Genomic DNA, 11993 nt, shown 5'->3' with positions numbered 1-11993 from the left:
TGCCGAGGTTGACCGCGGAGGCGGGCAGGGCCTGTGCCAACACGCCGCCAGGGCCGGCCAGACTTCCCGCGGGCCCTTTCGCGCGCCGGGCGGACGGGTCAGACGGCGAAGTCCAGCAGCGGGCGGGCGTTGCTGGGGTGCCGCAGCTTGGACAGCGACTCCTTCTCCAGCTGCCGGATCCGCTCACGGGTCAGGCCGAGGGCCTTGCCGATCTCGTCCAGGGTGCGCGGCGTCCCGTCGTACAGCCCGAACCGCATCGCCATGATCTTGGCTTCGCGCGGGGACAGGATGTCGAGGGTGCGGCGCAGCTGGTCGGCCATGAGCTGGCGGTCCACCAGCTCCGACGCCTCGGGGCTGTCGGTGTCCTCGATGAGGTCGCCGATGCGGGTCTCGCCGTCCTCGCCGATGGTGGAGTCCAGGCTGATCGGCTGGCGGCTGGTGCGCAGCAGCTCGCGGACCTGCTCGGGGCTCTTGTCCAGCTCGGCGGCCAGCTCCTCGGGGGTGGGCTCGCGGCCGAGGCGCTGGTGCATGTCGCGCTCGACGCGGCTCAGCTTGCTGAGCATCTCCAGGACGTGGACGGGCAGCCGGATCGTGCGGGCCGAGTCGGCGAAGCCGCGCTGGATCGCCTGCCGGATCCACCACATCGCGTAGGTGGAGAACTTGTAGCCCTTGGAGTAGTCGAACTTCTCCACGGCGCGGATCAGGCCGAGGTTGCCCTCCTGGACGACGTCCAGCAGCGACAGGCCGCGGTCGGAGTACTTCTTGGCGACCGACACCACGAGCCGGAGGTTGGCCTCCAGCATGTGGGCCTTGGCGCGGCGGCCGTCGGCGGCGACCCATTCCAGGTCGGCGCGCATGGCGGGGGACAGGTCCTCGCTCTCCAGCTTGTGCTCGGCGTACAGGCCGGCCTCGATGCGCTTGGCGAGGTCGACCTCCTGCTCGGCGGTGAGGAGCTGGCGGCGCCCGATGGCCTTGAGGTAGGTGTGGACGGAGTCGCCCATCGTGGTGGACTGGTCGTCCAGGTCGGCGGAGGTCTCCTCGGTCTCGACCTCGGTGACCTCGAACCCCTCGTCGACCGCGGCGTCGGCCTGCCCGCCCTGCCGCGCGGCCCTGCCGGGGGCGGCCTTGGCGGTGCTCTTGGCGGTGCCCCTGCGGGCGGCGCGCTTCCTGGCGGCGCCGGAGGCGTCCTGGGCGGTCTCCCCGCCGGCGTGGTCGGCGGCCGCGGCCATCTTGCGGACGGCGTCGGGCTCGCCCGCCAGACTGATGCCGGCCTCGGACAGCTCGCGCAGGATGGAGCGGCCCTGGGCCGGGCTGATCCCGGCGGTCTCGAAGGCCCCCCTCACCTCGTCGAGCGAGAGGCGCCCGTGGGCGCGGCCACGCTTGAGGAGGTCGTTGAGCGCGGGGCTCGGCGACTCCGTGAGCGGGGTCTCGACGGCGCTTCGCGGCATGGGGACACCCCCCTCCCTTCGGTGTGTGAGTGCGGCGCGGATTGTGTTCGCTCGTGGCGCACGCACTTAACGGAACGTCGCAGGACGGGCCTGTTGTTCCCGGCTCCGTCACCGGCAGCGTTCCGCCGGGGGATCGTGAAAGGAGCGATCAGACGGTCGTGGTGCCCACGGCCAGCGGTTTCACACCGCCCGAACCGGTCCGATCTGACCTTACTTCGTAAAGGCCTCGGGCTGCGGCAACGTGAGAAAGACCACTACGCCTCCGAGTCCCTGGGCCGCAATGTCCGACCATAACGCGCGATGACGCGTTCGCGCAGCTCAGGGTCGTCGCGGGGGACGGGTTCGAGGAACACCTCGTCGATCTCCTCGTGCGCGTCGCGCAGCTCGCGGGCCATCCGGACGCAGGCGCGCTCCACCTCGGCGGCGCTGAGGGAGTCGCGGAAGTCGAGCCGGGCGCAGACCAGGACGCGGTCGGCGCCGAAGGTCACGGTGACGATGTCCACGACCCACTCGACCTCGTCCGCGCGGCCGAGGCGGGCGCGGACGTCGGCGACGATCCGCGGGTCGGCCTGCGAGCCGATCAGCAGGTTCAGGTTGATCCGGCCGAGGACGAGCGCGACGGCGGTCAGCAGGACGCCGATGAGCAGGGAGCCCACGCCGTCCCAGGTCGCCGATCCGGTGAGCTGGTGCAGGCCCAGGCCTCCGAACGCGATCACCAGGCCGATGAGGGCGGCCGAGTCCTCCAGCAGGACGCTGATCGAGGTGGGCTCGTCGGTGCGGCGGATGTAGGCGCGCAGCGGCAGGTCCTCCTCCCTCGCGGCGGCCCGGACCTGCCGGACGGCCTGCTGCCACGAGACCGCCTCCAGCACGAACGCGACCGCGAGCACGGCGTAGCCGACGACCGCGCCGGACTCGGCGGCCCGCCGGTGCCCGGTGAGCGTCTCGATCCCCTGGTAGAAGGAGAACAACGCGCCCATGCCGAAGATCGCGACGGCGACGAGCAGGGTCCAGATGTAGCGCTCCTTGCCGTAGCCGAGCGGGTGGCGGCGGTCGGCGGGCCGCCCGCTGCGGCGCAGCCCCACCAGCAGCAGCACCTCGTTGAAGGTGTCGGCGATGGAGTGCGCGGCCTCCGCCGCCATCGACGCCGACCCGGTGATCAGCGCGGCGACGACCTTGGCGACGGCGATGCCGAGGTTGGCGGCGAACGCGAGGGCGACGGTCAGCAGGCTCTCGTCCCGCGGTTCGCCGCCGTCCGGCCGCCCTTCGGTCCGCTGCCCGCCGCTCTGTGCCGCCATGGTCCGTCCTCTGCCCAGGTGGTGACCGCGCCATGCGCGGGTACGGCCGCGCCCGCGACTCTCCGGCGTCAGTGCGCGCGAGCGCGGAGCCGGGCCCGGTCGGGCTTCCCGGACGCCAGCAGCGGGATCGCCTCCACCAGTTCCAGCTCGCGGGGCGCCGCGTGCGGGGGCATCGTCTCGCGGACGAACGCGCGCAGCTCGGTCAGCTCCGGCAGGCCGGAAGCGGCGGGGACGACGACGGCGGTGACCCGCTCGCCCCACTCGGGGTCGGGGCGGCCGACCACGACCACGTCGCGGACCTTCGGGTGCCGCGACAGCACGGTGGCGATCTCGCCCGCGACGACCTTCTCCCCACCGGTGTTGATCACGTCGTCGAGGCGGCCGCGGACGCGGAGCCGGCCGTCCTCGACCGCGCCGAGGTCCTGGGTGAGGAACCAGTCGCCGTCGCGGACCCCGGCGGTCAGGTCGGGCCGCAGCCGGTAGCCCGTGAACAGCGAGGGGCCGGCGAGGCGGATCCGGCCGTCCTGCCCGACCGCGACGCGCATGCCGTCGAGCGGTGTGCCGTCGTAGACGCAGCCGCCGCAGGTCTCGCTCATTCCGTACGTGGTGAACACGCGGGCGCCGCGCCCGCGCGCCTCGGCCAGCAGGCCGGGCGAGGCGGCGGCGCCGCCGAGGACGATCGCGCCGAGCCGCGCCAGGTCGGCGCCGGCGTCCAGCAGCCGGCGCAGCTGCGTGGGGACGAGCGAGACGTGGAACCCCTCGGCGGCCGCGACGGCGGCGGTGTCGAAGCGGGGGGCGATGAAGGGGTCGGTTCCGGCGACGAGGGAGCGGACGAGGACCTGGACGCCGGAGATGTGGCTGGTGGGCAGGCAGCACAGCCACCGGTCGCCGGGCCCGGCCTCGATGCGGGCGAGGGTGCCGGCGGCGGAGTGGCGCAGCGCGCCGGCCGTCAGCTCGACGAACTTGGGGGCGCCGGTGGAGCCGGACGTGGCGATGAGCACCGCCGTGTCGGCGTCGGCGGGTGCGTGCCCGCCGCCGGGGGAGTGCGGGGCGATGCCGTCGGCCGTCTCGACCGCGTCCGGCGCCAGGGCGTCCAGGAGGCCGCGCAGGGCGGCCTCGGGCAGGCCGGGGGGCAGGGGGCAGATCGCGGGGCCGCCGTCGAGGGCGCCGGCCAGGGCCTCCAGCAGGCGGGGGCCGGGCGGCAGGACGACGGCGTGCAGCGGGCGATCCATGATCTCATCAGCGTAGACGACCCCGCTGAACGCGTTCAAACGCGGGGCCGGTTGAATGGTGCCCGAGCGCCGCGCCCCGGCCGCGGCGCGGTCGCCCCACGGAGAGGAAGACATGGTCTCGGAGCTGTTCGACGCGGACGCCTGGAAAGAGGTCGAGGGGTTCGGCTTCACCGACATCACCTACCACCGGGCCGTCGACCACGGGACGGTGCGGGTGGCGTTCAACCGCCCGGAGGTGCGCAACGCGTTCCGTCCCCACACGGTGGACGAGCTGTACCGTGCGCTGGACCACGCGCGGATGTCCAGCGACATCGGCTGCGTGCTGCTCACCGGCAACGGACCTTCGAGCAAGGACGGCGGCTGGGCGTTCTGCTCGGGCGGGGACCAGCGGATCCGCGGCCGTGACGGCTACCGGTACGCCGAGGGCGAGACCTCGGACACGATCGACCCCGCGCGGGCGGGCCGGCTGCACATCCTGGAGGTGCAGCGGCTGATCCGCTTCATGGGCAAGGTCGTCATCTGCGTGGTGCCGGGCTGGGCGGCCGGGGGCGGGCACAGCCTGCACGTGGTGTGCGACCTCACCCTCGCCAGCCGGGAGCACGCGCGGTTCAAGCAGACGGACGCGGACGTGGCGAGCTTCGACGGCGGCTTCGGATCGGCGTACCTGGCGCGTCAGGTGGGGCAGAAGTTCGCCCGGGAGATCTTCTTCCTGGGCGACGAGTACGACGCCGAGGCCGCGCACCGGATGGGCATGGTGAACGCCGTCGTCCCGCACGCCGAACTGGAGGCGACGGCGCTGGAGTGGGCGCGGAAGGTCAACGGCAAGAGCCCGACGGCGCAGCGGATGCTGAAGTACGCCTTCAACCTCGTCGACGACGGTCTGGTGGGCCAGCAGGTGTTCGCCGGGGAGGCGACGCGGCTGGCCTACGGCACCGACGAGGCCGCCGAGGGACGGGACTCGTTCCTGGAGAAGCGCGATCCCGATTGGTCGCGTTTCCCGTGGTACTACTAAGGGTCCGAGTGCACGGTGTGATCCGGACATGCCGTGATTAGACGGTCAGGTCAGGGGGTCGGCGGGTGCGGGTGTACTCCATCCCGATGCGGACGCGGTTCCGCGGCGTGACGCGGCGGGAGGGCGCCCTCGTGCGGGGCCCCGCCGGCTGGGGGGAGTTCTCGCCGTTCGCCGAGTACGGTCCGGCCGAGTGCGCCCGCTGGCTGGCCGCCGCCCGCGAGGCCGCGCGGGACGGCTGGCCCGAGCCCGTCCGCGACCGGATCCCGGTGAACGCGACGATCCCGGCGGTCGGTCCGGAGCGGGCCTTCGAGATGACCCGCGAGTCCGGCTGCCGGACCGCGAAGGTGAAGGTCGCCGAGCGCGGTCAGACCGACGCCGACGACCTGGCCCGGGTGGAGGCGGTACGCGCGGCGATCGGCCCGGAGGGCAAGGTCCGGATCGACGCGAACGGCGGCTGGGACGTCGACCGCGCCGCCCGGATGATCCGGTCGCTGGACCGGTGGGAGCTGGAGTACGCCGAGCAGCCCTGCGCGACGCTGGAGGAGCTGGCGGCGGTGCGGCGACGCGTGGACGTGCCGATCGCGGCGGACGAGTCGATCCGCCGCGCCGAGGACCCGCTGAAGGTGCGCGCCGCGGGCGCCGCCGACCTGGCGGTGCTGAAGGTGCAGCCGCTCGGCGGGGTCGCTGCGTCGCTGCGGGTCGCGGAGGCGTGCGGGCTGCCGGTGGTGGTGTCGAGCGCGGTGGAGACGTCGGTGGGGCTGGCGGCGGGGGTGGCGCTCGCCGCCGCGCTGCCGGAGCTGCGGTACGCCTGCGGGCTGGGGACGCTGTCGCTGCTGGAGGGCGACGTCGTGCGCGATCCGCTGCGTCCGGTGGCGGGGGAGCTCGAAGTGCGCCGGCCGGAGGTGGACGAGGAGGCGCTGCGCCGCTGGGAGGCGCCCGGCGCGTCCTGGCGGAGCCGGGCGCTGGCCGCCCAGGCCCATCTGGCCGGCCCCGCGGTGGTCGAGGTGGTTCCGTGAACCCGGCGACCGCGCTGGCGAGCGTCCTGGTCGACGAGCTGCAGCGCTGCGGGATGACCGACGTGGTGCTGGCGCCGGGTTCTCGGTCGGCGCCGCTGGCGCTGGCGCTGCACGCGGCGGAGGAGGCGGGCCGCCTCCGGCTGCATGTGCGGATCGACGAGCGGTCGGCGTCGTTCCTCGGGCTGGGCATGGCGAAGCGGTCGGGGCGCCCGGTCGCGCTGGTGTGCACGTCGGGCACGGCCGCGGCGAACTTCCATCCGGCGGTGGTGGAGGCGCACGAGTCGGGCGTCCCGCTCATCGTGATCACGGCGGACCGGCCGCCGGAGCTGCGCGACACGGGCGCGAACCAGACGATCGACCAGGTGAAGCTGTACGGGACGGCGGTGCGGTGGAGCACCGAGATCGGCGTCCCGGAGAACCGTCCGGGCATGGTGGCGTACTGGCGGTCGCTGGTGAGCCGCGCGTGGGGGCTGGCGCAGGCGCCCGTCCCCGGGCCGGTGCACATGAACGCGGCGTTCCGCGAGCCGCTGATCCCCGACGGCGACGAGACGTGGTGCGAGCCGCTGGACGGGGACGCGACCGGCGCGTGGACGAGGGTGCGTCCGGCGACCCCGGGGTCGGTGCTGCACGTCCCGCCGACGCGGCGCGGCGTCCTGGTGGTCGGGGACGGCGCGGTGAACGTCAAGCGGTACGTGGCGGCGGCGTCGATGGCCGGCTGGCCCGTGCTGGCCGAGCCGAACGGCAACGCCCGCTACGGCGATCACGCGCTGTCGTCGCACCACTTCCTGCTGGGCGTGCAGGAGTTCGTGGAGCGGCACCGCCCCGAGGTGGTGGTGACGCTGGGCAAGCCGGGCCTGTCGCGTCCGCTGCTGTCGCTGCTGCGCCGCGCGGAGGAGCACATCGTGCTGGCGCCGGACCTGGCGCACTGGCCCGATCCGGTGCGGTCGGCGACGCAGGTGGCGCCCGAGGTCGAGATCCCCGTGGTGTCGGGCGACGACGCGTGGCTGAAGTCGTGGCGGGCCGCCGACGCGGCCGCGGCCGCGGCGGTGGACGCCGTCCTGGACGCGGTCCCGGAGGTGAGCGAGCCGCGGCTGGCCCGCGACATGGTCGCGGCGCTGCCGGGCGGGTCGCTGCTGTTCACGGCGGCGAGCATGCCGATCCGCGACCTGGACCAGGTGATGCGGCCGCGCCGCGGTATCCGGATCATGGCCAACCGGGGTGCCAGCGGCATCGACGGGCTGGTGTCGACGGCGATGGGCGCGGCGCTGGTGCACAGCGGCCGCTCCTACGCCCTGCTCGGCGATCTGGCGTTCCTGCACGACCAGAACGGCCTGATCATGGGGCCGCGGGAACGCCGCCCCGATCTGGCGATCGTCGTGGTCAACAACCAGGGCGGCGGGATCTTCTCGCTGCTGCCGCAGGCGGCGCTGCGCGGCCCGTTCGAGCGGGTCTTCGGCACCCCGCACCAGGTGGATCTGGAGGCGGTCGCCGGCGCGCACGGCGTCCCGTACCGGCGGCTCACCGCGGCGGCGGACCTGCCGAAGGCGCTGGCGGGGGAGGGGCTGCGGATCATCGAGGCCCGCACCGACAGGGAAGCGAACGCGGCCCTGCACGCCGAGCTGCGCCAGGCCGCCCAGGCCGCCGTCCGCGACCTGCTCGCCTGACAGCGAGAAACACCCGCACGAAGAGCCGACGCCTCCGACCGATACTTCAACCTTAAAATTACAATGTAAAGGCGTCGGGCTGTGAACATCATCACAACGATCTGCAACCACCAAAAACCAGCGATCACAAGGTCGCACACGCACTCGTGGGCCTCGCCGGGGAGGGCGACGGTGCGGACCGTAGGGCCTGCCCGGCGTCCTCTATGCCGGCCGAGTGCGGTCGGCGCCGATGGCGACGCCGACGATCGTGCAGGGTTCGGTTCCGCGGTTGTACCAGGCATGCCGGGTGCCGTTCTGGACGAGCACGTCGCCGGCCCGAAGCACCGTCCGTTCGCCGTCGTCGAGTTCCAATGTGGCCTCGCCCGAGACGACCAGGACGTAGTCGATGCTGTCGGTGGTGTGCATCCCCGGCGCACCGGGCTCGTTCGCGGCCATCGCGCCCGGCATCCGCCGTTCCAGTTCTTCCAGCGCCGCGGCCGTGTCGAGGTCCGCGGGCGGGATCGGCTCGCCCGGCGGCACCGTGTTGATCATGAAGCGCGAGCCGTCGCGGGGCGGATACCACGACTCGGCGGGACGCGGTGAGCCGTCGTCGGGGAACGCGGGCCGCTCGTCCCGGCCCCACAGCCGGAAGAACGCGCATCCGGGCATCAGTTCCGAGGTGATGGGCTCGACGTCGCGGTCGTCGACCACGCGGGCCCTGCCCTGCGCGTCGTGCCCGGTGACCACTCGGCGGACGGTCGTGTACTCCATTCGATCATTCCTTAGTACGGTGGCGTATGGATACTGCTGCGTATCAATACGCCACCGTATCCTCCCTTCCCGGGCCGGTCAATACGCTCGCGTATCCTGTGTTCCGTGGTGAACGAGTCGACCCGGCTTTCCGCCCAGGACTGGGCGCGAGCCGCGCTGAAGGCGATCGCGGACGGCGGGCTGGCCGCGGTCGCGGTCGAGCCGCTGGCGCGCACGCTCGGCGTGACCAAGGGCAGTTTCTACGCGCACTACCGGAACCGGGACGAGCTGATCGCGGCTGCGCTCACGGAGTGGTCGCGCGGCCACGGTGCGGCCGGTCTCGCCGAGTTCGCGGCGATCGCCGATCCGGCGCGGCGGCTGCGTGAGCTGCTCACCGTCGTCGTGCAGGCCGTCCAGCCGCTGGCTCCGTCGGTGCACCTGAGCCTGCTGGGTGATCGCAACGACCCCCGGGTCAGGGACGCGGTTCGCCGGGTGGACCAGGCCCGGTTGGAGCTCCTGGCCCGTACCTACCGCGAGCTCGGCCTGCCGCCGGACCGGGCGGCGTCGCGGGCGCGGGTCGCCTACGGGGCCATCCTCGGGCTGCAGCATCTGGCGCAGACCGATCCGGATGCTCCACGTTCCGCCGTGCTCGCCGACGAGGCGGTCGCCGTCTTCCTTCCCTGACGGCGGTGCCCCCCGGGAGTCTCCGGGTCAGCCGAGGAGGCGCTCGCGGAGGGTGTCGGTGTCCTCGGTGGTCCAGCCGTGTCCGGAGAGCCACCCGATGGTCCCGCCGTGCTCCTCGTCGATGCGGGCGAGGAACTTCTCCATGATGGCCGCATGGGGCTGGTGGGTGTCGGCCGGGCGGGAGTCGAGGTCGGCGGCGTAGGTTTCGCTGGCGCGGAGCCGGCCCAGGACGGCTTCGAGGCGTTCGCCGGTCTGGGCGTAGTCGGCGACGATCGCCTCGCGGGTGACGCCGGCGACGTCGAGGGCGAGGGCGCAGACGACTCCGGTGCGGTCCTTGCCGGCGGCGCAGTGGACCAGCGCGGCCCCGTCGGTGCGGGTCATGACGCGCAGGGCCGCGACGACGGAGTCGCCGCGGTCGGCGAGGTAGGCGAGGTAGTGGCCGGTCGAGCGGTCCTGCTCGGGGCCGTCGGACGGGCGTTCCTGCCAGGGCAGGGCCTTGGCGACGTCGGCGGCGACGTCGGTGTGGCGGCCGCCCTCGGCGAACAGCGAGAGCTGGTGGATCGTGACCGACGGTACGCGGGTGAGGGGGCCGGGGCCCTCCAGGCGTACTTCGGCGTCGCTGCGCAGGTCGATGACGTTCTTGAGGGCGTAGTCGTCGAGGAGGATCCGGACGTCGGTGACCGAGAGGTCCTGGAGGTTGTCGGAGCGCAGGACGCGCCCGAGCCGTGTGGCGCGACCGTCGGCCGTGGGGAGGCCGCCGAGGTCGCGGGCGTTGACGGCACCGTCCAGTTCGATCCACCGAGAGTCATCGTCCATGACTTGTGACCCTATATGGCTGCCCTGTCCGGACTTTGGCGCAGGGGCCCGGTGTGCCACGGGTGATCGACTTGTCGGATGACAGGGACGGGCCGTACCGGGACCTGGGAGCCAGACGGTGAATGGCTCCACAGCGGGGTGACCCGGAGGCCTCACCGTCCGTAGCTTTCGAGGTGCCTTCTTCCGTGCGTTCCGCGCGAAGTTCCGCCCCCTGCTGAATGGAGTCTCCATGCTCGCGACCGTGTCCGCTCCGTCCCGGCCGTCCGAACGGTCGGCCGGCAGTGATTTCGCGCCGCTGGCGCGGCGCGTCCGCGGCAGCGGGCTGCTGGATCGGCGGCGCGGCTACTACGCGCGGGTGATCGGGTTGAACCTGGCGGCGACGGCGGCGCTGTGGGCCGCGGTCGCGTGGGCGGGGGACAGCTGGTGGACGGTCCTGCTGGGGGTCCCGCTGGCGGTGCTGTCGGCGCGGACGGCGTTCCTGGGGCATGACGCGGGGCACCGGCAGATCGCGCGGAGCGCGCGGGGGAACCGGTGGCTGGGGTTGCTGCTGGGGAATCTGCTTCTGGGGATGGGGCACGGGTGGTGGAACGACAAGCACAACCGGCATCACGCTAATCCGAACCATGTCGGCAAGGACCCCGATGTGGGTGAGGGCGTCCTTGCGTGGACGCAGGAGCAGGCTGAGGGGAAGCGGGGCGCGCTGCGGTGGGTGGCGCGGCACCAGGCGGCGCTGTTCTTTCCGCTGCTGACGCTGGAGGGCGTGAATCTGAAGGTGGGGAGCCTGCTGTTCCTGCGGGGGCGTTCGCGGCGGGACCAGGTTCTGGAGGGTGGGCTGCTGCTGGTCCACGCGGTGGGGTATCTGGCGCTGGTGTTCGCGTTGCTTCCGGTGGGGCAGGCGCTGGCGCTGATCGCGGTTCAGCACGCGGTGTTCGGGGTGCACCTGGGCGCGGTGTTCGCGCCGAACCACAAGGGGATGGCGATGCCGGAGCCGGGGGAGCGGTGGGGGCACCTGCGGCGACAGGTGCTGACGTCGCGGAACGTGCGGGGCGGTGTGGTGACGGACTGGCTGATGGGTGGCCTGAACTACCAGATCGAGCATCACCTGTTCCCGGGTGTTCCGCGGTGCAGCCTGCGGCGGCTGCGTCCGCTGGTGCGTGAGCACTGCGCGGCGGTGGGGTTGCCGTACGCGGAGACGGGGCTGGTGGAGTCGTACCGGTTGGCGCTGGGGCACATGCGGGAGGTCGGGGAGCCGCTGCGTTAGGGCGGGCTATGCTCCGGGCCATGCCCGAGGGACACACGATCCACCGTCTGGCCGCCGAGCATCTGCGGATGTTCGGCGGTCTCGCCGTTGCCGCGTCGAGTCCGCAGGGGCGGTTCGCCGAGGGGGCGCGGTGGCTGGACGGGCGGGTGCTGTCGGCGGCGGACGCGCATGGCAAGCATCTGCTGCTGGGGTTCGACGATGATCGGACGCTGCATGTGCATCTGGGGATCTACGGCAAGTACGCGTTCGGGGAGGGGCCGGCGCCGGCTCCGGTCGGGGTGGTGCGGCTGCGGCTGGAGGGCGGCGGGTGGTACGGGGATCTGCGGGGGCCTAATACCTGCGAGCTACTGGAGCCGGGGGAGGTGAAGCTGCTGCGTGATCGGCTGGGGCCCGATCCGTTGCGCGGGGACGCCGATCCGGAGGCGGCGTGGCGGCGGGTCGGCCGGTCGCGGACGCCGATCGCGGTGCTGCTGATGGATCAGTCGGTGGTGGCGGGGCCGGGGAACATCTACCGGGCGGAGGTGCTGTTCCGGCAGGGGATCGATCCGCGTCTGCCGGGGCGTCTGCTGGGTGCGCGGCGGTGGGCGGCGTTGTGGGACGACCTGGTGGAGTTGATGGCGGCGGGGGTGCGTGCGGGGCGGATCGACACGGTGCGGCCGGAGCATATGCCGGAGGCGATGGGGCGTGCGCCGCGGGTGGACGGTCATGGCGGTGAGGTGTACGTGTACCGGCGGGCGGGGCTGCCGTGTCTGGTGTGCGGGACGGAGGTGGCGACGGTGGAGGTGGCGTCGCGGAATCTGTTCTGGTGTCCGGGGTGCCAGCCGCCGGCCGTGTGA

Annotated in this window: 11 protein-coding genes; 6 read left to right on the top strand and 5 right to left on the bottom strand. The window is 73.1% G+C overall.

Annotated elements, in window-relative coordinates:
• Positions 1 to 98: 98 nt before the first annotated feature.
• The 3 genes from AB0C84_RS31545 to AB0C84_RS31535 form a co-directional block, all read right to left on the bottom strand.
• Entirely contained in the window at positions 99 to 1448 is a 1350-nt protein-coding gene (locus AB0C84_RS31545) for an RNA polymerase sigma factor (RefSeq protein ID WP_361073659.1), read from the bottom strand.
• A 254-nt stretch (positions 1449 to 1702) separates the two neighbouring features.
• Positions 1703 to 2743, bottom strand: coding sequence for a cation diffusion facilitator family transporter (locus AB0C84_RS31540; protein WP_179848876.1), 1041 nt, complete (start codon positions 2741 to 2743; stop codon positions 1703 to 1705).
• Between the two features lie 68 nt (positions 2744 to 2811).
• Positions 2812 to 3975, bottom strand: a complete 1164-nt coding sequence (locus AB0C84_RS31535; protein WP_361073657.1) for an AMP-binding protein — start codon at positions 3973 to 3975, stop codon at positions 2812 to 2814.
• 112 nt (positions 3976 to 4087) lie between these two features.
• On the opposite strand from AB0C84_RS31535, the gene AB0C84_RS31530 reads away from it, so the two are divergent.
• The 3 genes from AB0C84_RS31530 to menD all read left to right on the top strand — a co-directional run bounded on the left by AB0C84_RS31530 (position 4088) and on the right by menD (position 7667).
• Complete coding sequence (locus AB0C84_RS31530; protein WP_361073655.1) at positions 4088 to 4987, top strand: 1,4-dihydroxy-2-naphthoyl-CoA synthase; 900 nt, start codon at positions 4088 to 4090, stop codon at positions 4985 to 4987.
• Positions 4988 to 5052: 65 nt separating this feature from the next.
• The gene (locus AB0C84_RS31525; RefSeq protein ID WP_361073653.1) at positions 5053 to 6003 is read left to right on the top strand and encodes an o-succinylbenzoate synthase; all 951 of its coding nucleotides are present in this window, start codon (positions 5053 to 5055) and stop codon (positions 6001 to 6003) included.
• Positions 6000 to 7667, top strand: coding sequence for a 2-succinyl-5-enolpyruvyl-6-hydroxy-3-cyclohexene-1-carboxylic-acid synthase (gene menD / locus AB0C84_RS31520; RefSeq protein ID WP_361073651.1), 1668 nt, complete (start codon positions 6000 to 6002; stop codon positions 7665 to 7667). Before AB0C84_RS31525 ends, menD begins: the two co-directional genes overlap by 4 nt.
• Positions 7668 to 7868: 201 nt before the next feature.
• On the opposite strand, the gene AB0C84_RS31515 is transcribed toward menD, so the two are convergent.
• Complete coding sequence (locus AB0C84_RS31515) at positions 7869 to 8417, bottom strand: cupin domain-containing protein (RefSeq protein WP_361073649.1); 549 nt, start codon at positions 8415 to 8417, stop codon at positions 7869 to 7871.
• Positions 8418 to 8525: 108 nt separating this feature from the next.
• On the opposite strand from AB0C84_RS31515, the gene AB0C84_RS31510 reads away from it, so the two are divergent.
• Complete coding sequence (locus tag AB0C84_RS31510) at positions 8526 to 9080, top strand: TetR/AcrR family transcriptional regulator (protein ID WP_361073647.1); 555 nt, start codon at positions 8526 to 8528, stop codon at positions 9078 to 9080.
• Positions 9081 to 9107: 27 nt separating this feature from the next.
• On the opposite strand, the gene AB0C84_RS31505 is transcribed toward AB0C84_RS31510, so the two are convergent.
• Positions 9108 to 9896, bottom strand: a complete 789-nt coding sequence (locus tag AB0C84_RS31505; protein ID WP_179848883.1) for a tyrosine-protein phosphatase — start codon at positions 9894 to 9896, stop codon at positions 9108 to 9110.
• A gap of 229 nt (positions 9897 to 10125) precedes the next feature.
• Here AB0C84_RS31505 and AB0C84_RS31500 point away from each other — a divergent pair, with 229 nt between their 5' ends.
• Positions 10126 to 11157 (top strand): acyl-CoA desaturase, encoded by a 1032-nt coding sequence (locus AB0C84_RS31500; RefSeq protein ID WP_361073644.1) that lies wholly within the window; start codon positions 10126 to 10128, stop codon positions 11155 to 11157.
• Between the two features lie 20 nt (positions 11158 to 11177).
• Complete coding sequence (locus AB0C84_RS31495) at positions 11178 to 11993, top strand: DNA-formamidopyrimidine glycosylase family protein (protein ID WP_361073642.1); 816 nt, start codon at positions 11178 to 11180, stop codon at positions 11991 to 11993.

It is taken from the genome of Actinomadura sp. NPDC048955, assembly GCF_040649435.1.
Lineage (GTDB): Bacteria > Actinomycetota > Actinomycetes > Streptosporangiales > Streptosporangiaceae > Spirillospora > Spirillospora luteofluorescens.
Note: the sequence above shows the minus strand (reverse complement) of the source record. Positions and strands in the feature narration are given on the sequence as shown.

Excerpts from the sequence above, each read along its gene's own strand:
- AB0C84_RS31545 (WP_361073659.1), bottom strand. The coding sequence starts at position 1,448 with ATGCCGCGAAGCGCCGTCGAGACCCCGCTCACGGAGTCGCCGAGCCCC.
- AB0C84_RS31540 (WP_179848876.1), bottom strand. The coding sequence starts at position 2,743 with ATGGCGGCACAGAGCGGCGGGCAGCGGACCGAAGGGCGGCCGGACGGC.
- AB0C84_RS31535 (WP_361073657.1), bottom strand. The coding sequence starts at position 3,975 with ATGGATCGCCCGCTGCACGCCGTCGTCCTGCCGCCCGGCCCCCGCCTG.
- AB0C84_RS31530 (WP_361073655.1), top strand. The coding sequence starts at position 4,088 with ATGGTCTCGGAGCTGTTCGACGCGGACGCCTGGAAAGAGGTCGAGGGG.
- AB0C84_RS31515 (WP_361073649.1), bottom strand. The coding sequence starts at position 8,417 with ATGGAGTACACGACCGTCCGCCGAGTGGTCACCGGGCACGACGCGCAG.
- AB0C84_RS31505 (WP_179848883.1), bottom strand. The coding sequence starts at position 9,896 with ATGGACGATGACTCTCGGTGGATCGAACTGGACGGTGCCGTCAACGCC.
- AB0C84_RS31500 (WP_361073644.1), top strand. The coding sequence starts at position 10,126 with ATGCTCGCGACCGTGTCCGCTCCGTCCCGGCCGTCCGAACGGTCGGCC.
- AB0C84_RS31495 (WP_361073642.1), top strand. The coding sequence starts at position 11,178 with ATGCCCGAGGGACACACGATCCACCGTCTGGCCGCCGAGCATCTGCGG.